Genomic DNA, 20,511 nt, shown 5'->3' with positions numbered 1-20,511 from the left:
AGCGGCTTGATACGAATTCTCGACAAGTACGGATGCCACACGGAGAATAGTCGCCTGCTGACAGGAGTCCCTATGCGCCGTTTGCTTTTATCACTGCTGATGTTCTGCGTTATGCCCGCCTGGGCAGACGGCCACGACCAGTTGTACAAGGTCGCCGGCTGGCCGGAACAACGCGCGCATTTCAACGACGCCCTCTCGGCTGCCCAGCAACGCTACCAGGGCAGCCTGCCTCCGGCGGTGTATCAGGCTCTGGTCAATAACAGCAATCAGCGATTTTCCGCCCAGGCCGTGGACCAGCGCGCCGAAGCGCAATTGCGCAAGAACCTCGCCGATCCAAAACCTGCACTGACGTTTTTCCAGTCGCCTTTGGGCAAGAAAATCGTCGCTGCCGAGTTGCTGGCGACCCGTCGCGACCAACTGGCGAAAAATGCCAAGGGCTTGCCAAAGATGCAGGCCAGCGACAGCCGCCTGCTGATCATCGGCCATCTGGCACAAGCGCTGCCTGCTCGCGAGGCCGGCGCGGAAGTCAGCCTGGCGATTGCCGGTGTGGCCGCCGACAGCCTGAGTTCGATGATCCCGGGGTTGCTCGGTGCCGGTCAGGCCCAGGGCATGCTCAACGGCCAGCGCCAGCGCCTGATGGACCAGATTGGCAGCGACCTGAACAACACGCTGCTGTATGTCTATCGCGACCTGTCGGACGACGAGCTGGAAGAGTTCGCGACCTTTGCCGAATCGACGCAAGGCCAGGCTTACTATCAGGCGGCACTGGCGGCGATTCGCGCGGGGTTGGCGGTGGGGCAGAGCAATTCGAACCTGAGTCAGTGATTTTTAGCGCCAGATAAATCGCTTTCGCGGGCAAGCCCGCGAAGGGGCCGGAACTGTCACTAAGGATTCCGACCCTTGATCCGCTTGGTCAAAAACCCGAAATACTCCGTGCGCATCGCCAGTGTTTCATTCGCCAGATGATGCCGCGCCTCAGGCAACATCAGGACCTGCGGCCGATCAAACTTGCCCCGCAACACTTCAAGGTTATGCTCCCAATCCACGGTCATGTCCGCCTGCCCCTGCACGATCAGCGGCCGCCTGGTGCTGACCGGCGCCGCTTCAACGCGTTTGATCCAGCGTGCCAGCGCGCCCACCCAGGCTGTCGGCAGACGCAGCGGCTGCAACGGATCGGCTTGCAGGAACGGCAGAAAGGCCGGGTCGTTGGAGTTCTCGCTGAAGCGCCGGGCGATGGCTTTGACGAACGGCCTGAGCACGTAATAGCTCAGATGCGACCAACCCCACGCTCGCGGCCGCACCAGCGGTGCCAACAGGATCACCTGACCCTGAGCCGGACTGCTCGCCCCCGCATTCAACACATGATCGATCACGATCGCCCCACCGGTACTTTGCCCGCACAGGTGCCACGGTTGCGGCAAATCGAGGGATTGCGCCTCGCTGAACAACCCCTGCAACGTGTCCTGGTACTCGGCGAAATCCTTGATGCTCGCCCTTTCGCCACTGGACAAGCCATGTCCCGGCAGGTCGCAGGCAATCACCGCAAAGCCTTGGTCCAGCGCCCATTCGATCACATGCCGGTAGAGACCGGTGTGGTCGTAGAAACCGTGGATGACAAACAGCGTCGCCTTCGCCCGCTCGGGCCACCAGAACTGGCTGACCAACTGATATCCATCAACCTCGAAGCGTCCAAGACCGCTGCGCACCTGACGCGGCGCAAAATCCAGCCCGTAGAACTGCTGGTAGGCCTTTGCCTGCGCCGACAACGGCTGCCCGGCCGCCAATGGCAGCAAGCTTGCACGTAGAAGATCAGGGTCGAAGGTGGCCGGCATGGACGATTCCAGAGCGTGAAACGGACTTTATAGGCCTGCGATATTCTTCTGTCGCGGCAAGCATGGCAAGCTAGCCGACCTTCGAGGACTGAACCGATGCCCCCGCCCTTTCGCGCCACCCTGTTTGCCAGCCTGCTCGCCGTGGTGTGTGCCGGCGTATTGTGGGCGGCCTACGACTGGTTCCAGGGGCGTTACCTGCGGGCGTTCAGCGAGCACACGGCGATGTTTTCGGGGGATCCGCTGCGCCTTCCCGATGACCTCGCAGGCCCTGGCGCCATCCGCCTGGTGCATTTCTGGGACCCGGCCTGCCCATGCAACGTCGGCAATCAACAACACCTGACCGAACTGGTCGAGCGCTATGTCCCCCACGGCGTGGAATTCTATACCGTGCAAAAACCCGGTAGCCATGGCCAGTTACCGGGCACCCTGAGCCGCCTGAAAACCATCGACGTCCTGCCCGGTTCCGAACAGATCCCCGCCAGCCCGGCCGTGGCAATCTGGGATCGCAGCGGCAAACTGGCCTACTTCGGCCCCTACAGCGAAGGCCTGACCTGCAATTCGAGCAACAGTTTTATCGAACCGATCCTGCAGGCGCTGGATGAAGGCCGTGCGGTGAGTGCCACGCACACACTGGCGGTGGGGTGTTACTGCCCGTGGCCTGTGGATCCGGCGAAGCAGGGAAAGACGCGGTAATACGAATCCCTCCTACGGGCGATGCACCAAGCCGGCACGTCGTGTTACACAGTGGCACCTGGAATCACAATAACAACAAGGAGTCCCCATGAAACGCAGCTTGACCGCTCTCGCTCTGTTGATCGTCGTGCTGGCCGCCGGAGCCGGCTGGTACCTCTACAGTAAGCAGCCGTCACGCCAGGGCATGGTGGAACTGCAACACCTGCAAGGCTCAGTCACCGTGCGCTACGACGAGCGCGGCGTTCCGCATATCCGCGCCGACAACGAAACCGACCTGTACCGCGCGCTCGGCTATGTGCATGCCCAGGACCGCCTGTTCCAGATGGAAGTCCTGCGTCGTCTGGCCCGTGGCGAACTGGCCGAGGTGCTCGGACCGAAGCTGCTCGACACCGACAAACTGATGCGCAGCCTGCGCATTCGCGAACGCGCTGAAACCTACTTCGCCAATCTCGACAAACAGTCGCCCTCTTTCATCGCCATGCAGGCCTATCTGGACGGCATCAACCAGTATCAGGACAGCCACACCAAACCCGTGGAGTTCGATGTGCTGGGCATTCCAAAACGCCCGTTCACCGCCCAGGACACCATCAGCATCGCCGGTTACATGGCCTACAGTTTTGCGGCCGCATTTCGTACCGAACCCTTGCTGACATTCGTGCGCGATCAACTGGGCCCTGACTACCTGAGCGTTTTCGATCTCGACTGGCAGTCCAAAGGCGTGCTCGACGGGACCGCACCTTCCCTGGCCAGCGCCGACTGGAAAGACCTCAACGCCCTCGCTCGCCTGAGCGAACAGGCCTTGGCTGACAACGGCCTGCCCCAGTTCGAGGGCAGTAACGCCTGGGTCGTCGCGGGCAGCCGGACCAAAAGCGGCAAGCCTCTGCTGGCGGGCGATCCGCATATCCGCTTTTCCGCACCGTCGGTGTGGTACGAAGCGCAGCTCTCGGCGCCGGGCTTTGAACTCTACGGTCACTATCAGGCCTTGATGCCGTTCGCCTCCCTGGGCATGAACAATGACTTCGGCTGGAGCATCACCATGTTCCAGAACGACGACCTCGACCTGATCGCCGAGAAGGTCAACCCGGACAATCCCAATCAGGTCTGGTATCGCGGCAAATGGGTGGACATGGTCACCAGCGAACAGAGGATTGCGGTCAAGGGCCAGGAACCGGTGACGCTGGTACTGCGTCAATCGCCCCACGGCCCAATCGTCAACGATGCCTTGGGCAGCGGCGTCGGCAAGACACCGATTGCCATGTGGTGGGCGTTTCTCGAAAGCCAGAACCCGATCCTGGACGGTTTCTACCAGCTCAACCGCGCCGACACCCTGGCCAAGGCCCGCAGTGCCGCGGCAAAAATCCAGGCACCGGGCCTGAACGTCGTATGGGCCAATGCCAAGGGTGACATCGGCTGGTGGGCGGCGGCGCAACTGCCGAAACGTCCGGCGGGTGTACGCCCATGGTTCATCCTCGACGGCAGCAGCGCCGAGGCCGATAAGGATGGCTTCTATCCGTTCAGCGCCAACCCTCAGGAAGAAAACCCGGCGCGGGGCTACATCGTCTCGGCCAACTTCCAGCCGGTATCGCCGACCGGCATGGAGATTCCCGGCTATTACAACCTTGCCGATCGCGGCCAGCAGCTCAATCGCCAGCTCAGCGACAAAGCCGTGAAATGGGACCTGGAAAACAGCCAGAAACTGCAGTTGGGCACTACCACCGCCTACGGCCCGCGCTTGTTGGCACCGCTGCTGCCGGTGTTGCGCGAAGTGCTGAGCGACCCCGCCGAACTCAAACTGGTGGAGCAACTGGCCCAATGGAAAGGCGACTACCCGCTCGATTCGACCAGCGCCACGCTGTTCAACCAGTTCCTGTTCAATCTGGCTGACGCGACGATGCACGATGAGCTGGGTAACGACTTCTTCGAAACACTGCTCTCGACCCGGGTGATCGACGCCGCGCTCCCCCGCCTCGCAGCCAGCGCCGACTCACCGTGGTGGGACAACCGCAGCACCCTCGGCAAGGAAACCCGCGCCGACACGGTGAAGGCCGCCTGGCAAGCCAGCCTCGCCCACCTCAAGAGCACCCTCGGCGCAGACGCCTCGCAATGGCAGTGGGGTAGCGCGCACACCTTGACCCATGGTCATCCGCTAGGGCAGCAAAAGCCGCTGGACCTGGTCTTCAATGTTGGCCCCTTCGCCGCACCCGGCAGCCATGAAGTGCCGAACAACCTCTCGGCGAAAATTGGCCCGGCACCCTGGCCCGTCACCTACGGCCCTTCGACCCGGCGCCTGATCGACTTCGCCGACCCGGCCCACAGCCTGACCATCAACCCGGTTGGCCAGAGCGGCGTAGTGTTCGACAGTCACTATGATGATCAGGCCGAGGCCTACATCGAGGGGATGTACTTCCAGGCGCATCTCAATGATGAAGAAGTCACGGCCAATACGCGCAGTACGTTGAAGCTGTTACCGGCGCGGGCGACGCCATAGACTTTTGCTGACTGGACTGCCCCCTTCGCGAGCAAGCCCGCTCCCACAGTTGAAATGCGTTCCCCCTGTGGGAGCGGGCTTGCTCGCGAAGAGGCCCTCACAGGCAACAAAGATGTCAGCTCAAACCATCGCCGCAAAATTCAACCTGAACTGCTGCGGCGTCACCCCTAGCCTGCGATTGAACACACTGCGCATGTGCTGGGCATCGCGAAATCCACATTGATAGGCCACGGTCTTGAGCGGCGCACGAGTGCTTTCGAGCATCACCCGTGCCGCATCGACCCGCGCGCGTTCGACGAACTCGGCCGGGGTGATTTTCGCCTCCCTGGCAAACACCCGGGAAAAATTGCGTGCGCTCATGTTGGCGGCATTGGCCAGGTCGGCGATAGTCAGGTCTCCCGTCAGGTTGGCCAGCACGTAATGCTGGACCATCGCCACCGCCGAGTCCGGTTCGGCGTGGGGCGTGAGGAACGGGCTGAACTGCGACTGCCCGCCCGAACGCTGGGTGAACACCACGAGCCGCTTGGCGACATTCAGCGCCACTTCCGGTCCGTGATCCCGGCCCAACAGATACAACGACAGATCGATCCCCGCTGTAACCCCGGCCGAGGTGAACAGGTCGCCGTCCTCAACGTACAGTCGATCCGCTTCCACCCGGGACGAGGGGCACAGCGCCGCCAGATCCGATGCGTCCTGCCAATGCGTGGTGACCGTGCGCCCCTCCAGCAACCCGGCGTGGGCGAGCATGAAGGCACCGTTGCAGATCGAGCCAAACCGTTGCGCCCGCCCGCAGGCCCCGCGCAGCCAGGTGTCGAACGCCACGCCGAAACTCATGAACGGTAATTGTGGCCCGCCCGCCACCAATAACAAGTCGTACGCCTCGAGTGCTTCGCTGAAATGCCGATGGGCATTGAGTGCCAAACCGTTGGAGCACGCCATCATCCCGTGCTCGACGCCGATCACCTCCAGCCGATAGTGATCCTGCGGGGCAAGGAATCGATTGGCCTCGGAAAACACATCCATGGGGCCGGTGACATCCAGCGACTGGACGCCGGCGAAGACCACGATGGCGATGGTTTTACTCATGGTTCGAAACGCCTTTTATGAATCAGGATTGACGCGTACCTGTGGCGAGGGGGCTTGCCCCCGTTCGGCTGCGCAGCAGTCGTAAACCGCTTGAACTCGGTTTACCTGAATGAGCATTGGGGCCGCTTCGCGACCCAACGGGGGCAAGCCCCCTCGCCACAGCAAGCCCCCTCGCCACAAAAGCGGGTTTAGTGCGAGCAACCCTAGCCAATCCAGGCGCAACAAGCGAGGTTGGCGCGATATGCATGCTCATTGGCCGGGATCGCAGCCATGGCGCGATTGTCCGGATTCGGGGGCCGGAACAGACTGAAACCCTCAGCGCCACCCAGGCGTTCACGACGAGGAAAACTCCATGAGCACCACCATCGCTGGCATCAGGATCCCCGACAGCGCGCTGGCCAAGGCCACCACCGAGTACATCCGTGACATCGAATCGGACCTGCTCTACCACCACTCGCGTCGGGTCTTTCTGTTCGGCGCCCTGAGCGGTGAGCGCAAGCAATTGGCCTACAACCCGGAGTTGCTGTACGTCGGCGCGATGTTCCATGACCTGGGCCTGGTGGAGGGGCACCGCAGCGACAACGAGCGTTTCGAAGTCGATGGAGCCAATGCAGCAGCCGCATTTCTCAAGCCTTACGGGCTGAGCGACGACGATATCGAACAGGTCTGGCTATCGATTGCCCTGCACACCACACCGGGCGTTCCTCAGCACTTGCGGTCCACCGTGGCGCTGGTAACGGCGGGTGTCGAGATGGACGTGCTGGGCATGGACTACGCGGCGTTCTCCAGCGTGCAGCGTGAAGCGGTGGTGCATGCGCATCCACGGGGTGAGGGGTTCAAGGAGTGCATCATCTGCGCGTTTGCCGATGGCTTGCGTCATCGTCCGCAGACTACGTTCGGGAATGTGAAGACGGATGTGCTGGTGGATCAGGAGCCGGGATTCAAGCCGATGAATTTCGTCGAGGTCATTCGCCAATCTCCTTGGGCGATCTGACCAAAAATCAAAAGATCGCAGCCTGCGGCAGCTCCTACAGAGCCACCGCAGGCTGCGATCCTTTGCTGTCAAGCCGCTTCCGGCGCCTGCGCGCGACGCACGTCCGGTTGCTTCCACGAGTCGGCGGCCGCTTCTTCGATTGCTTGCTGGATCGCACGACGACGACCTTCTTCGGCGCGACGGCTGAAGAACCAGACCAGGAAAGTCACGATCGACACCGCCAACAGGATCAGGCTGGCCACGGCGTTGATCTCGGGCTTCACGCCCAGACGTACCGCCGAGAACACCTCCATCGGCAGGGTCGTGGACCCCGGGCCCGACACGAAGCTCGCCAGCACCAGGTCATCCAGCGACAGGGCGAACGACATCATGCCGCCGGCCGCCAGCGACGGCGCGATCATCGGGATGGTGATCAGGAAGAACACCTTCCACGGCTTCGCGCCCAGGTCCATGGCCGCTTCTTCGATGGACAGGTCCAGCTCGCGCAAGCGTGCCGAGACCACCACCGCCACATAGGCCGCACAGAACGTGGTGTGGGCGATCCAGATGGTGATGATGCCGCGTTCCTGCGGCCAGCCGATCATCTGCGCCATGGCCACGAACAGCAGCAACAGCGACAGACCGGTGATCACCTCAGGCATCACCAGCGGCGCGGTGACCAGACCACCGAACAGGGTACGGCCCTTGAAGCGCGTAATACGCGTCAGGACGAACGCCGCCAGGGTACCCAGCGCCACCGCCGCCACCGCCGTGTAGCAGGCGATTTCCAGCGAGCGCACCACCGAACCCATCAGTTGCGAATTGTCGAGCAGGCCGACGTACCACTTGATCGACCAGCCGCCCCACACCGTCACCAGTTTCGAGGCGTTGAACGAGTAGATCACCAGGATCAGCATCGGCAGGTAGATGAACAACAGACCCACTACCAGCATCAGGCTGGAGAAACGGAAGCGCTTCATTCTTTACCCTCCATTTCCTTGGCCTGACTGCGGTTGAACAGAATGATCGGCACAATCAGGATCGCCAGCATCACCACCGCCAGGGCAGACGCCACCGGCCAGTCACGGTTGTTGAAGAACTCTTGCCAAAGCACTTTACCGATCATCAGGGTTTCCGGGCCGCCGAGCAGTTCCGGGATCACGAACTCACCCACCACCGGGATGAACACCAGCATGCAGCCGGCGATGATGCCGTTTTTCGACAGCGGCACGGTGATTTTCCAGAAACTGTTGAAGGTGCTAGAACCCAGGTCAGACGCGGCTTCCAGCAGGCTCTGGTCATGCTTCACCAGGTTGGCGTACAGCGGCAGGATCATGAACGGCAGGTAGGAATAAACCACACCGATGTAGACCGCCAGGTTGGTGTTGAGGATCTGCAGCGGCTCGTTGATCCAACCCATGCTCATCAGGAAACCGTTGAGCAGGCCGTTGTTGCTGAGGATGCCCATCCAGGCATACACGCGGATCAGGATCGCGGTCCAGGTCGGCATCATGATCAGCAGCACCAGCACCGTCTGCACTTCCTTGCGGGCAACGGAGATGCCGTAGGCCATCGGGTAGCCGATCAGCAGGCAGAGGATGGTGCTGAAAAACGCCATCTTCAACGAGCCGAGGTAAGCGGCGATGTACAACTCGTCACCGGCCAGCATCGCGTAGTTGCCCAGGTTAAGCAGCAACTGCAGCTTCTGCTCGGCGTAGCTGTAGATTTCGGTGTAGGGAGGAATGGCCACGTCCGCTTCGGCGAAGCTGATCTTCAAGACGATGAAGAACGGCAGCATGAAGAACAGGAACAGCCAGATGAAGGGAACCCCGATGACCATCTGACGGCCACCGGGAATTATTCGATTGAGTCGGCGTTTGAATTTGCGCATGTTCATGAGCGAAGTACCACGCCGCTATCGTCTTCCCAATACACGTAGACCTGATCACCCCAGGTCGGCCGCTGGCCACGGCGCTCGGCGTTGGCGACAAAAGACTGGACGATCTTGCCGCTCGGCAATTCGACGTAGAACACCGAGTGGCCGCCGAGGTAGGCGATGTCGTGCACCTTGCCGCTGGACCAGTTGTATTCGCAGGTCGGCATGGTCGGGGTCACGAGCAGTTTTTCCGGACGGATCGCGTAGGTCACGGATTTGTCTTGCACCGAGGTGCTGATGCCGTGGCCCACATAGATCTTCCGGTCGAGGTCCTTGCAGGTGATGATCGCGTGGCCCTCGGCGTCGTCGATCACTTCACCGTCGAAGATGTTGACGTTACCGATGAATTCACAGACCAGGCGGCTGGTCGGGGTTTCGTAGATGTCGATCGGGCTGCCGATCTGGGCGATCCAGCCCAGGTGCATGATCGCGATGCGCTCGGCCATGGTCATGGCCTCTTCCTGGTCGTGGGTCACCATGACGCAGGTTACGCCGACGCGCTCGATGATCTCCACCAGCTCCAGCTGCATCTGCGAGCGCAGCTTCTTGTCCAGTGCGCCCATCGGTTCGTCGAGCAGCAGCAGCTTCGGTCGCTTGGCCAGGGAACGAGCCAGGGCCACACGCTGACGCTGGCCACCGGACAACTGGTGCGGCTTGCGCTTGGCGTACTGGCTCATCTGCACCAGCTTGAGCATGTCGGCCACCCGCGCATCGACTTCGGCGGCCGGCAGCTTGTCCTGCTTGAGGCCGAAGGCGATGTTCTGCGCCACGGTCATGTGCGGGAACAGGGCGTAGGACTGGAACATCATGTTGATCGGCCGCTCGTAGGGCGGCATGTCGGTGATGTCTACGCCATCGAGGAAAATGCGCCCCTCCGTGGGCCGTTCGAAACCTGCGAGCATGCGCAGCAATGTGGACTTGCCCGATCCCGAGCCGCCGAGCAGGGCGAAGATCTCGCCTTTCTTGATTTCCAGGGACACGTCGTCCACGGCAATCGTCTCGTCGAACTTCTTCGTGACCCGGTCGATTTTGACCAGCACCTGTTTAGGTTGCTGGTCGCCCTCGAGGGCTTTCTTATAGGCGCCGGAGGCAACTGCCATTTACGAAACTCCCAGAAAAAAAGAGTGCAGTTCGCTCAAGGTGAGCCAACCTTGGATATTTGAGCCTTGAAACTATTTACCCGACTTGACCATGGTCCAGCTGCGGGTCATCAAGCGTTGAATCTTCGGTGGCAACTCGACGGACACGTAGGTCTTGTCGAGCACCTCTTGCGGTGGATAAACCGCTTCGTCGGTGCGAATGGATTGTTCCATCAGTTTGTCCGACCCCGGATTAGGGTTGGCATAGCCGACGTAGTCGCTGACCTGGGCGATAACCTCGGGTTTCAGCAAATAATTGATGAACGCATGGGCCTCCTTGGGGTTGGCCGAATCCTTCGGAATCGCCAGCATGTCGAACCAGAGAGCGCCGCCTTCTTTCGGAATGGCGTAGGCGATGTTGATGCCTTTCTTGGCTTCCTGGGCACGGTTGCGGGCCTGGAAGATGTCGCCGGAGAACCCGACCGCCACGCAGATATCGCCGTTGGCCAGGTCGGTGATGTACTTGGACGAGTTGAAGTAGGTAACGTAGGGCCGCACGGCCAGCAACTTGGCGGTCGCCTTCTTGTAGTCTTCCTCGTTGGTGCTGTTGGCGTTCAGGCCCATGTAGTTGAGGACCGTCGGCATCATTTCATCAGCGGAATCGAGGAACGCCACGCCGCATTTGTGCAGCTTCTTGATGTTCTCTGGCTCGAACAGCACGCTCCAGGAGTCAATCTTGTCGACACCCAGCACGGCCTTGACCTTGTCGACGTTGTAACCGATGCCGTTGGTACCCCATAGGTACGGCACGGCGTACAGGTTGCCCGGATCGTTCTGCTCCAGGCGCTTGAGCAGTACCGGATCGAGGTTCGAATAGTTCGGCAGCTGCGACTTGTCGAGCTTCTGGAAAGCGCCGGCCTTGATCTGCTTGCCGAGGAAGTGATTGGACGGCACGACCACGTCATACCCTGTATGCCCGGCCAGCAACTTGCCTTCCAGGGTTTCGTTGGAATCAAAGACGTCGTAGACCGGCTTGATCCCGGTCTCTTTCTGGAAGTCCGCCAGGGTGCTCTCGCCGATGTAGTCTGACCAGTTATAAATATGCACGGTGCCGGCGGCCTGAACACTGACGGCAATCGTCAGCCCGGCGCCCACCAGCATGGCATTGCGCAACAAAGAAAAAATAGGCACGTGGAGGTCCTCTGAAATTAGTTGGGCCCAAGTTGCCCCGCGTTACATGACAACCGTGATTGCCCAGCAACAAAACCGGCGCGCAACTTACCCTCGAAAAACCGTTCCAGCAAAACTTTTATACAGATACCTGTAGGAGCAGCCGGTCGACGCTCGACTGCTCGCGATGAACCTGAGAGCAACGCGGGGTGTCAGGCACCCAGTGTCATCGTTGACGACCATCGCGAGCGGGCTCGCTCCTACAGGGGTTTTACTTATTTACCCGATTTGATCTTGGTCCAGCTGCGGGTCATGATCCGCTGGGTCGCGGCCGGCAAGTCGGCAATCGCGTACAGCTTGGCCAGCACGTCCGCCGGCGGGTAAACGCCCGGGTCGCTGGTGATGTCTTTATCGACCAACGCAGTTGCAGCCGCGTTACCGTTCGGGAAACGCACGGCGTTGGTGATTTCAGCCATGATTTCCGGCTTCTGCAGGAAGGTCATGAACTTGTAGGCGCCTTCGACGTTTTCGGCATCTTTAGGGATGGCGACCATGTCGTAAAAGCTGCCGGCACCTTCTTTCGGAATGTTGTAGCTGACTTTCACCTTGTCGCCGGCTTCGGCAGCGCGGGATTTGGCCTGATAAATGTCACCCGAGTAGCCCACGGCCACGCAGATGTTGCCGTTGGCGAGGTCCGAGATGTACTTGGACGAGTGGAAGTAGGCGATCGAAGGACGGACCTTCATGATCAGCGCTTCAGCCTTGTCGATGTCTTCTTTCTTCTGGCTGTCGGTTGGCAGGCCCAGGTAGTGCAGCGCCACCGGAATCATCTCGGTTGGCGAGTCCAGCAGGCTGATACCGCACGCTTTCAACTTGGCGGCGTTTTCAGGCTTGAAGATCAGGTCCCAGGAATCGACCGGAGCGTCGGCACCCAGTGCTGCCTTGACCTTCTCGGCGTTGAAGCCGATACCGATCGAACCCCACATGTACGGGAAGGCGTGCTCGTTGCCCGGGTCGCTCACGGAAACGGCCTTGAGCAGGTCGGTGTTCAGGTTCTTCCAGTTAGGCAGCTTGGACTTGTCCAGCTTCTGGTAGACCCCAGCCTTGATCTGCTTGGCCAGGAAGTTGTTCGATGGTACGACGATGTCGTAGCCGGACTTGCCTGCCAGCAACTTGGCTTCCAGGGTTTCGTTGCTGTCGAAGACGTCATAGACAACCTTGATGCCCGACTCGTCTTCAAACTTCTTGACGGTGTCCGGTGCTATGTAGTCGGACCAGTTGTACACGTGCAGTACTTTGTCATCGGCCTGAACCGCGCCCGCCATCAACCCCATCACGGACATGGCAAGCAGAGTCTTGCCAGCGAGCTTTTTACCTAGTGCCTTCATGCGTAATGCTCCAAATTTTTCTTTTTTGAACCACTTGTTCAGCGACCGAACCCGGGCAACTGGAACCGCGGCTAGTCTGGCAAGATCCACATCAGTCTTTCAAGGAAACGGCCACGCTTTCTGACTGTTCTGAGCGAAAGTTCCTACTTCATATGCAGAACTTCGGACTTCCGCTCAGAGCCTAGCACTTAGCCCTGCAATGCACTCAGGGTCAGGTCAAGACACTTGCGAGCCTTGGTCACCAGCTCATCGATTTCCGCCGGTGTAATCACCAGTGGCGGAGCGATGATCATGGTGTCGCCGACGGCGCGCATGATCAGGCCGTTGTCGAAGCAGAACTGGCGGCAGATCATGCCGACGCCCTTGCCCTCGTAACGCTTGCGCGTGGCCTTGTCCTGGACCAGCTCGATGGCCCCCAACAAACCGACCCCGCGAACTTCACCCACCAGCGGGTGATCGTTCAGTTCCCGCAGACGCTTTTGCAAATACGGTGCCGTTTCTGCATGGACGCGCTCGATAATTTTCTCGTCGCGCATGATGCGGATGTTTTCCAGCGCCACCGCAGCCGCCACCGGGTGACCGGAGTAAGTGAAGCCGTGGTTGAAATCACCGCCTTCGTTCAGGACTTCCACCACTTCGTCACGTACGATCAGGCCGCCCATCGGGATGTAGCCCGAGGTCAGGCCCTTGGCGATGGTCATCATGTCCGGCTTGAGGCCGTAGAAATCGCTGCCGAACCACTCGCCGGTACGACCGAAACCACAAATCACTTCGTCAGCCACGAACAGGATGTCGTACTTGGCGAGGATTTCCTTGATGCGCGGCCAGTAGGTGTCTGGCGGAATGATCACGCCACCGGCGCCCTGGATCGGTTCGGCAATAAAGGCACCGACGTTGTCGACGCCGACTTCCAGAATCTTTTCTTCCAGCTGATTGGCCGCCCACACACCGAATTCTTCCGGGGTCATGTCGCCGCCTTCGGCGAACCAGTACGGCTGGGCAATGTGGACGATGCCCGGGATCGGCAAGTCGCCCTGTTCATGCATGTACGTCATGCCACCCAGGCTCGCGCCGGCCACGGTGGAGCCGTGATAGCCGTTCTTGCGGCTGATGATGACTTTCTTGTTCGGCTGGCCCTTGATTGACCAATAGTGACGAACCATGCGCAGCATGGTGTCGTTGCCTTCAGAGCCGGAACCGGTGAAGAACACATGGTTCATGCCTTGCGGCGCGATGTCGGCGATGGCCTTGGCCAGTTCCAGTACCGGCGGGTGCGCCGTCTGGAAGAACAGGTTGTAGTAAGGCAGCTCGCGCATCTGTTTGCTGGCGGCATCGGCCAGTTCATCGCGACCATAACCAATCGCGACACACCACAGGCCGGCCATGCCGTCGAGGATCTTGTTGCCTTCGCTGTCCCAGAGGTAAACGCCCTTGGCGTTGGTGATGATCCGCGGGCCTTTCTCTTTCAGCTGTTTGAAGTCGCTGAACGGAGCCAGGTGGTGATCATTGCTCAAGGTTTGCCATTCACGGGTTTGCGGATTGTTGCTGGTCATACGAATCTCCTAAAAAAATCAGGTGAAGGCGCCATTAGAGGACAACGGCGCCCGGCGTATCAGACGGCAAAGAGCAGGAACTCCCTTTCCCACGAACTGATCACGCGCTTGAAGTTTTCATGCTCGGCCCGCTTGACCGCGACGTAGCCAGTGATGAAATTTTTGCCAAGGTAGCGCTCGATGGTCGCGCTGTTTTCCATGCGTTCCAGCGCGTCTTCGATGGTCAGCGGCAGGCGCAGGTTGCGGCGCTCATAGCCACGCCCTACCACCGGCGCACTCGGATTCAGGCCTTCAACCATGCCGATGTACCCGCAGAGCAGGCTCGCGGCAATCGCCAGGTACGGGTTGGCATCGGCGCCCGGCAGGCGGTTTTCCACCCGACGGTTCTGCGGCCCGGCATCCGGAACCCGCAGGCCCACGGTGCGGTTCTCTTCGCCCCACTCCACGTTCACCGGAGCCGAGGTATCGGGCAGGAAGCGGCGGAACGAGTTGACGTTTGGAGCGAACAGCGGCAACAGCTCGGGAATGAGTTTCTGCAAGCCACCGATGTGGTGCAGGAACAGCTGGCTCATGGTCCCGTCATCATTGGAGAAGATGTTCCTGCCGGTCTCGATGTCGATGATGCTCTGGTGCAAGTGCATGGCACTGCCCGGCTCGCCGGTCATCGGCTTGGCCATGAAGGTCGCGGCCACGTTGTGCTTGAGCGCAGCCTCGCGCATGGTGCGCTTGAACACCAGGATCTGGTCGGCCAGGGACAGGGCATCGCCGTGACGGAAGTTGATTTCCATCTGCGCCGTGCCGTCTTCATGAATCAGCGTATCGAGGTCAAGGTCCTGCAGTTCACACCAGTCATAGACGTCTTCGAACAGCGGATCGAACTCGTTCGCCGCTTCAATGGAGAACGACTGACGACCCGTTTCCGGGCGACCGGAGCGGCCGACCGGCGGCTGCAGCGGGTAGTCCGGGTCGTCGCTGCGCTTGGTCAGGTAAAACTCCATTTCCGGCGCCACGATGGGCTGCCAGCCTTTGTCGGAATAGAGTTTCAGGACTTTCTTGAGCACATTGCGCGGCGACAGCTCGATCGGGTTGCCTTGCTTGTCGTAGGTATCGTGGATAACGATGGCGGTCGGCTCGATGGCCCACGGCACCAGGTACACCGCACTCTGGTCGGGACGGCAGATCATGTCGATGTCGGCCGGGTCGAGCAGTTCGTAATAGATGTCGTCTTCGACGTAATCGCCGGTCACGGTCTGCAGCAGAACGCTTTCAGGCAGGCGCATGCCTTTCTCGGCGATGAATTTGTTGGTCGGCGAAATCTTGCCCCGGGTAATCCCGGTCAAGTCGGCGATCATGCATTCGACTTCTGTGATCTTGTGGTTTTTCAACCAATCGGTGAGCTGGTCGAGGTTGTTACTCATAAATGCCTCTAGGCTTGAGTTGTCTGACCCTTTTAAGGTCAGGCGTTGTTTGACGCATCGGCGTCGCGTTGTAGAGCGTTTCTGCGGCAGATTAGCGTGTTTGCCAACACTGCCGCAGAGGCCGGGCGTGCAGAATCACGAGCGTTGCCCCGAACGATGGTCAGGCCGCTATTGTGAATCGGTTCTATATTGAATGGAGTAACCGTAATGGGGGTGCCATCGCGACCGTCCAGAATATCGGACGGGGACGGTTGAACCGTCGCGGATGGGAGGATCACCGCAAGCGCCGGGACCACGGAACGGACGGATGTGTCATCACTGATGTGATAAACATGCCGACCGACCTGTCTTGAGCAGTCGGTGACGCCGATTATCGGCAGGCGAGACATGAAGCACCCCGGTATTATTGCTGTTATGGGTTTGATTCGAGCTTAGCCTTGTTCATTTTTTTACACAACACCCCCGTAAAAAATACAACACGGCCCGCTCAAGCTCGCGGTCGCCGCTACGTCCAGCGGAGTAAAATCGCCCCAAAGTGCCTCAAAAAAGCCATACGAGCGCTTTTTTAGGGCAAAAAAGGCCTCGCTTGACTTCGGCATGCCGTTCGGGTTGACTGAAACCAGAAAAGATCAATGATTGATATTTTTAACAACAAAGGTGTTGCATCATGTCGGTACCCCCGCGTGCCGTTCAGCTTAACGAAGCGAACGCGTTCCTTAAGGAACATCCTGAGGTTCTGTACGTTGACCTTCTGATTGCGGATATGAATGGTGTGGTGCGCGGCAAGCGCATCGAACGCACCAGCCTCCACAAGGTTTACGAGAAAGGCATCAACCTGCCGGCCTCTCTATTTGCTCTGGATATCAACGGCTCGACGGTGGAAAGCACCGGCCTGGGCCTGGACATCGGTGATGCTGACCGAATCTGCTATCCAATCCCCGATACCCTGTGCAACGAGCCATGGCAGAAGCGCCCGACCGCGCAACTGTTGATGACCATGCACGAACTCGAAGGCGAACCCTTCTTCGCCGACCCGCGTGAAGTGCTGGCCAACGTGGTGCGCAAGTTCGACGAAATGGGCCTGACCATCTGCGCCGCGTTCGAACTGGAGTTCTACCTGATCGACCAGGAGAACGTGAATGGTCGTCCGCAACCACCTCGCTCACCGGTTTCCGGCAAACGTCCGCACTCGACCCAGGTCTATCTGATCGACGACCTCGACGAATACGTCGATTGCCTCCAGGACATTCTGGAAGGTGCCAAAGAGCAAGGCATTCCGGCCGACGCCATAGTCAAGGAAAGTGCCCCGGCGCAGTTCGAAGTGAACCTGCACCACGTGGCCGATCCGATCAAGGCCTGCGACTACGCGGTCCTGCTCAAGCGCCTGATCAAGAACATCGCCTACGACCATGAAATGGACACCACCTTCATGGCCAAGCCTTACCCAGGCCAGGCGGGTAATGGTCTGCACGTCCACATCTCGATTCTCGACAAAGACGGCAAGAACATTTTTGCCAGTGAGGATCCCGAGCAGAACGCCGCACTGCGTCACGCGATCGGCGGTGTGCTCGAGACCCTACCGGCGCAGATGGCTTTCCTCTGCCCGAACGTCAACTCCTACCGTCGTTTCGGCGCACAGTTCTACGTGCCGAACTCGCCGTGCTGGGGCCTGGACAACCGTACCGTAGCGATTCGCGTGCCGACCGGTTCTGCCGATGCCGTGCGCATCGAACACCGAGTGGCCGGCGCCGATGCCAACCCGTACCTGCTGATGGCTTCGGTATTGGCCGGCGTGCACCACGGTCTGGTCAACAAGATCGAGCCTGGCGCTCCGGTCGAAGGCAACAGCTACGAGCAGAACGAGCAAAGCCTGCCGAACAACCTGCGTGATGCGCTGCGCGAGCTGGACGACAGCGAAGTCATGGCCAAGTACATCGATCCGAAATACATCGATATCTTCGTGGCCTGTAAAGAGAGCGAGCTGGAGGAGTTCGAACACTCCATCTCCGACCTCGAGTACAACTGGTACCTGCATACCGTGTAAGCGGTTGCAGTAAAAAAACGCCGCCGGCTGCTGAAGCCTGCGGCGTTTTTTTATGGGTAATTTCAGTTGGACCGAGTCGCCTGCTTCGCGAGCAAGCCCGCTCCCACACTGGAGCTGCGCTGTACACAAACTCCATGTTCACCAAGGGCGAAATGTGGGAGCGGGCTTGCTCGCGAAGGCGTCCGGGCAGACAACACACAACCCGACTCGTACAATGCCCCCTGCCCCGCAGGAGACTCCAATGACACGCGTAGCCACCCCCCGCAAACCCCGCGCACGCAGCCAGGCCCGGATCGATTCGATACTCGATGCGGCCCGCACGCTGTTGGCCGCCGAGGGCGTGGCCAGTCTGTCGATCTACAGTGTCGCCGAGCGCGCGGAGATTCCGCCCTCCTCGGTCTACCATTTCTTCGCCAGCGTGCCGGCATTGCTCGAAGCCTTGACCGCCGACGTCCATGCGGCCTTCCGCGCGTGCCTGCAAGCACCCATCGATCATCACGCCCTCGGCAGCTGGCGCGATCTGTCGCGCCTGGTGGAACAACGCATGCTCGACATTTATGCAGAGGACGCCGCCGCCCGCCAACTCATTCTGGCCCAGCACGGCCTGACCGAAGTCACCCAGGCCGACCGCCAGCACGACCTCGAACTGGGCGAGTTGATGCACAAGCTGTTCGATCACCACTTCGAACTGCCGACGCTGCCGAGTGATGTCGACGTGTTCGCCCTGGCCATGGAGCTTGGCGACCGGGTGTATGCGCGCTCGGTGCAGCAGCACGGGCAGATTACGCCACGCATGGCCGAGGAAGGGATGCGGGTGTTTGATGCTTATGTGGGGCTTTATCTGCCGCCATACCTGCCCAAGCGCGCCGTGCTCTAAAGGATCGCAGCCTTCGGTGTAGTGGTTCATTTTTTTTGAACCGCTCTGTAGGAGCTGCCGAAGGCTGCGATCTTTTGATCCTAAAAAAACCCCGAAGGGCTCAAACCCTTCGGGGTTGTTGTTTACGCATGTGGCTTACAACTTGGCGATCGACACCTCGGTGGATTTCACAAACGCAATCACTTCACTGCCCACCGCCAGTTCCAGCTCTTTCACCGAGCGCGTGGTGATCACCGAGGTGACGATGCCGGAAGCGGTCTGCACGTCGATTTCCGACAGCACGTCGCCGAGGACGATTTCCTTGATGGAGCCTTTGAACTGGTTGCGAACGTTGATGGCCTTGATAGTCATGATGTTGATTCCTGTCGTTGGGTAAGACTTGAGTTATTGAGCCCAGCGCAATTGCGTAGGCAAGGGTGAAACAGGTTCCGGCTCCGGTGGCTGGCCGGGCAGTGCCAGCACGCGATTGAGGACTTCGGTTTCCAGCGCTGCCAGCCGATGGGAGCCGCGCACTCGAGGGCGCGGCAGTTCCACGTGCAGGTCGAGGCCGACTTCGCCGTCTTCGATCAGGATCACCCGTTCGGCAATCGCCACCGCTTCACTGACGTCATGGGTCACCAGCAACACCGTGAAGCCGTGCTGCTGCCAGAGCCGTTCGATCAGTTGCTGCATTTCAATTCGGGTCAGGGCATCCAGTGCACCCAAGGGTTCGTCGAGCAACAGCAGGCGCGGCTGATGAATCAACGCACGGGCCAAAGCCACGCGTTGCTTCTGTCCACCGGACAATGCTGCCGGCCATTCGTTGGCGCGGTCGGCCAGGCCCACCGCATCCAATGCTTCAAGCGCTTGCGGCCGCCAGTTGCCCTTGAGGCCCAGACCGACGTTGTCGATGATCTTTTTCCACGGCAGCAAACGCGCTTCCTGGAACATCAGCCGCGTGTCTTCCCGCGCGTCACTCAATGGCGCGGCACCGGCGAGCAATTCACCGCCAGTCGGCTGATCGAGGCCGGCGAGCAATCGCAGCAAGGTACTTTTGCCGCAACCGCTACGCCCCACCACGGCGACAAACTGGCCCGCCGGAATGTGCAGGTCGATCTCGCGCAAGACTTGTCGCAAGCCAAAAGTTTTTTGCAGCTTGCGCACCGCCAGCGGAATGCCGCGCAGCAGGCGTGGAGGTTGTTCCGCGATCATGCCGCACCTCCCTTGGCAACCTGATACGCCGGGTGCCAGCGCAACCACACACGCTCAAGTCCACGGGCCGCGAGGTCGGCCAGTTTGCCGAGCACCGCGTACAGCAGAATCGCCAGCACCACCACGTCGGTCTGCAAGAACTCTCGGGCATTCATTGCCAGATAACCGATACCGGAACTGGCGGAGATGGTTTCCGCGACGATCAACGTCAACCACATGAAGCCCAGGGCGAAGCGCACGCCAACCAGAATCGAAGGCAGTGCCCCCGGCAGGATCACCTGCCAGAACAGGCTGAAGCCGGTCAGGCCATAGCTGCGCGCCATCTCCACCAGCGCCGGGTCGACGTTGCGGATGCCGTGATAGGTGTTGAGGTAAATCGGGAACAACGTGCCCAGCGCCACCAGGAAAATTTTTGCCGACTCGTCGATGCCGAACCACAGGATCACCAGCGGAATCAGCGCCAGGTGCGGCACGTTGCGGATCATCTGCACCGAACTGTCGAGCAGGCGTTCGCCCCACTTCGACAGGCCGGTGATGAAACCCAGGGTCAAACCGATGCCGCCACCGATGGTGAAGCCCAGCGCGGCACGCCAGCCACTGATCGCCAGGTGCGTCCAGATTTCGCCGCTGCGCACCAGGCTGACACCGGCCTCGATCACGGCAACCGGCGCCGGCAGAATCCGTGTCGACAACCAGCCCGCCGACACACTCAACTGCCACACCGCCAGCAACAACACCGGCAACGCCCAGGGCGCGAGACTGTGGATGATTTTCTTCATGACC

18 protein-coding genes are annotated in these 20,511 nt (G+C 60.2%); 6 read left to right on the top strand and 12 right to left on the bottom strand.

Annotated features, from left to right (window positions below; translation table 11 throughout):
* Positions 1–72 precede the first annotated feature (72 nt).
* Complete coding sequence (locus tag KW846_RS01820) at positions 73–825, top strand: DUF2059 domain-containing protein (RefSeq protein ID WP_218481129.1); 753 nt, start codon at positions 73–75, stop codon at positions 823–825.
* A gap of 59 nt (positions 826–884) precedes the next feature.
* On the opposite strand, the gene KW846_RS01815 is transcribed toward KW846_RS01820, so the two are convergent.
* On the bottom strand, positions 885–1,832 hold the full coding sequence (locus tag KW846_RS01815; protein WP_218481128.1) for an alpha/beta hydrolase: 948 nt from the start codon (positions 1,830–1,832) through the stop codon (positions 885–887).
* 96 nt (positions 1,833–1,928) lie between these two features.
* On the opposite strand from KW846_RS01815, the gene KW846_RS01810 reads away from it, so the two are divergent.
* Both KW846_RS01810 and KW846_RS01805 read left to right on the top strand, forming a co-directional pair.
* Positions 1,929–2,525 (top strand): DUF6436 domain-containing protein, encoded by a 597-nt coding sequence (locus KW846_RS01810; RefSeq protein ID WP_218481127.1) that lies wholly within the window; start codon positions 1,929–1,931, stop codon positions 2,523–2,525.
* Between the two features lie 88 nt (positions 2,526–2,613).
* Complete coding sequence (locus tag KW846_RS01805) at positions 2,614–5,013, top strand: penicillin acylase family protein (protein WP_218481126.1); 2,400 nt, start codon at positions 2,614–2,616, stop codon at positions 5,011–5,013.
* A 120-nt stretch (positions 5,014–5,133) separates the two neighbouring features.
* Here the strand turns inward: KW846_RS01805 and KW846_RS01800 are convergent, their stop codons facing one another.
* Entirely contained in the window at positions 5,134–6,099 is a 966-nt protein-coding gene (locus KW846_RS01800) for a GlxA family transcriptional regulator (RefSeq protein WP_218481125.1), read from the bottom strand.
* A gap of 352 nt (positions 6,100–6,451) precedes the next feature.
* Here KW846_RS01800 and KW846_RS01795 point away from each other — a divergent pair, with 352 nt between their 5' ends.
* On the top strand, positions 6,452–7,093 hold the full coding sequence (locus KW846_RS01795) for an HD domain-containing protein (protein WP_218481124.1): 642 nt from the start codon (positions 6,452–6,454) through the stop codon (positions 7,091–7,093).
* A 68-nt stretch (positions 7,094–7,161) separates the two neighbouring features.
* Here KW846_RS01795 and KW846_RS01790 read toward each other — a convergent pair whose 3' ends face one another.
* The 7 genes from KW846_RS01790 to KW846_RS01760 all read right to left on the bottom strand — a co-directional run bounded on the left by KW846_RS01790 (position 7,162) and on the right by KW846_RS01760 (position 15,616).
* Entirely contained in the window at positions 7,162–8,052 is an 891-nt protein-coding gene (locus KW846_RS01790) for an ABC transporter permease subunit (protein WP_007976370.1), read from the bottom strand.
* Entirely contained in the window at positions 8,049–8,930 is an 882-nt protein-coding gene (locus KW846_RS01785; RefSeq protein WP_177323535.1) for an ABC transporter permease subunit, read from the bottom strand. The genes KW846_RS01790 and KW846_RS01785 overlap by 4 nt, the downstream gene beginning before the upstream one ends.
* Positions 8,931–8,965: 35 nt before the next feature.
* Positions 8,966–10,108, bottom strand: coding sequence for an ABC transporter ATP-binding protein (locus KW846_RS01780; protein ID WP_007976366.1), 1,143 nt, complete (start codon positions 10,106–10,108; stop codon positions 8,966–8,968).
* 72 nt (positions 10,109–10,180) lie between these two features.
* Complete coding sequence (locus tag KW846_RS01775) at positions 10,181–11,278, bottom strand: polyamine ABC transporter substrate-binding protein (protein ID WP_007976363.1); 1,098 nt, start codon at positions 11,276–11,278, stop codon at positions 10,181–10,183.
* Positions 11,279–11,532: 254 nt separating this feature from the next.
* On the bottom strand, positions 11,533–12,645 hold the full coding sequence (locus KW846_RS01770) for a polyamine ABC transporter substrate-binding protein (RefSeq protein ID WP_007976361.1): 1,113 nt from the start codon (positions 12,643–12,645) through the stop codon (positions 11,533–11,535).
* Between the two features lie 188 nt (positions 12,646–12,833).
* Entirely contained in the window at positions 12,834–14,198 is a 1,365-nt protein-coding gene (locus tag KW846_RS01765) for an aspartate aminotransferase family protein (RefSeq protein ID WP_007976359.1), read from the bottom strand.
* A gap of 59 nt (positions 14,199–14,257) precedes the next feature.
* A complete protein-coding gene (locus tag KW846_RS01760; RefSeq protein ID WP_218473213.1) occupies positions 14,258–15,616 on the bottom strand; it encodes a glutamine synthetase family protein in 1,359 nt (452 codons plus the stop codon).
* Positions 15,617–16,283: 667 nt separating this feature from the next.
* On the opposite strand from KW846_RS01760, the gene KW846_RS01755 reads away from it, so the two are divergent.
* Both KW846_RS01755 and KW846_RS01750 read left to right on the top strand, forming a co-directional pair.
* Entirely contained in the window at positions 16,284–17,660 is a 1,377-nt protein-coding gene (locus tag KW846_RS01755) for a glutamine synthetase family protein (RefSeq protein ID WP_015097275.1), read from the top strand.
* Positions 17,661–17,901: 241 nt separating this feature from the next.
* Positions 17,902–18,537, top strand: a complete 636-nt coding sequence (locus KW846_RS01750; RefSeq protein WP_116579682.1) for a TetR/AcrR family transcriptional regulator — start codon at positions 17,902–17,904, stop codon at positions 18,535–18,537.
* A 135-nt stretch (positions 18,538–18,672) separates the two neighbouring features.
* Here the strand turns inward: KW846_RS01750 and KW846_RS01745 are convergent, their stop codons facing one another.
* From KW846_RS01745 to ssuC, 3 genes are read right to left on the bottom strand one after another with little or no spacing between them, the layout of a single operon-like run.
* The gene (locus tag KW846_RS01745) at positions 18,673–18,888 is read right to left on the bottom strand and encodes a molybdopterin-binding protein (RefSeq protein WP_007967989.1); all 216 of its coding nucleotides are present in this window, start codon (positions 18,886–18,888) and stop codon (positions 18,673–18,675) included.
* A gap of 33 nt (positions 18,889–18,921) precedes the next feature.
* Entirely contained in the window at positions 18,922–19,728 is an 807-nt protein-coding gene (gene ssuB / locus KW846_RS01740; RefSeq protein ID WP_218481123.1) for an aliphatic sulfonates ABC transporter ATP-binding protein, read from the bottom strand.
* Positions 19,725–20,507, bottom strand: a complete 783-nt coding sequence (gene ssuC, locus KW846_RS01735; protein WP_007976348.1) for an aliphatic sulfonate ABC transporter permease SsuC — start codon at positions 20,505–20,507, stop codon at positions 19,725–19,727. Before ssuC ends, ssuB begins: the two co-directional genes overlap by 4 nt.
* Positions 20,508–20,511 lie beyond the last annotated feature (4 nt).

Source organism: Pseudomonas sp. PDM32 (assembly GCF_019219225.1).
Taxonomy (GTDB): Bacteria; Pseudomonadota; Gammaproteobacteria; order Pseudomonadales; family Pseudomonadaceae; genus Aquipseudomonas; species Aquipseudomonas laurylsulfatiphila.
Note: the sequence above shows the minus strand (reverse complement) of the source record. Positions and strands in the feature narration are given on the sequence as shown.

Coding starts and splice junctions, on each gene's coding strand:
- KW846_RS01820 (WP_218481129.1), top strand. CDS start 73: ATGCGCCGTTTGCTTTTATCACTGCTGATGTTCTGCGTTATGCCCGCC.
- KW846_RS01815 (WP_218481128.1), bottom strand. CDS start 1,832: ATGCCGGCCACCTTCGACCCTGATCTTCTACGTGCAAGCTTGCTGCCA.
- KW846_RS01810 (WP_218481127.1), top strand. CDS start 1,929: ATGCCCCCGCCCTTTCGCGCCACCCTGTTTGCCAGCCTGCTCGCCGTG.
- KW846_RS01805 (WP_218481126.1), top strand. CDS start 2,614: ATGAAACGCAGCTTGACCGCTCTCGCTCTGTTGATCGTCGTGCTGGCC.
- KW846_RS01800 (WP_218481125.1), bottom strand. CDS start 6,099: ATGAGTAAAACCATCGCCATCGTGGTCTTCGCCGGCGTCCAGTCGCTG.
- KW846_RS01795 (WP_218481124.1), top strand. CDS start 6,452: ATGAGCACCACCATCGCTGGCATCAGGATCCCCGACAGCGCGCTGGCC.
- KW846_RS01790 (WP_007976370.1), bottom strand. CDS start 8,052: ATGAAGCGCTTCCGTTTCTCCAGCCTGATGCTGGTAGTGGGTCTGTTG.
- KW846_RS01780 (WP_007976366.1), bottom strand. CDS start 10,108: ATGGCAGTTGCCTCCGGCGCCTATAAGAAAGCCCTCGAGGGCGACCAG.
- KW846_RS01770 (WP_007976361.1), bottom strand. CDS start 12,645: ATGAAGGCACTAGGTAAAAAGCTCGCTGGCAAGACTCTGCTTGCCATG.
- KW846_RS01765 (WP_007976359.1), bottom strand. CDS start 14,198: ATGACCAGCAACAATCCGCAAACCCGTGAATGGCAAACCTTGAGCAAT.
- KW846_RS01760 (WP_218473213.1), bottom strand. CDS start 15,616: ATGAGTAACAACCTCGACCAGCTCACCGATTGGTTGAAAAACCACAAG.
- KW846_RS01755 (WP_015097275.1), top strand. CDS start 16,284: ATGTCGGTACCCCCGCGTGCCGTTCAGCTTAACGAAGCGAACGCGTTC.
- KW846_RS01750 (WP_116579682.1), top strand. CDS start 17,902: ATGACACGCGTAGCCACCCCCCGCAAACCCCGCGCACGCAGCCAGGCC.
- KW846_RS01745 (WP_007967989.1), bottom strand. CDS start 18,888: ATGACTATCAAGGCCATCAACGTTCGCAACCAGTTCAAAGGCTCCATC.
- ssuB (WP_218481123.1), bottom strand. CDS start 19,728: ATGATCGCGGAACAACCTCCACGCCTGCTGCGCGGCATTCCGCTGGCG.
- ssuC (WP_007976348.1), bottom strand. CDS start 20,507: ATGAAGAAAATCATCCACAGTCTCGCGCCCTGGGCGTTGCCGGTGTTG.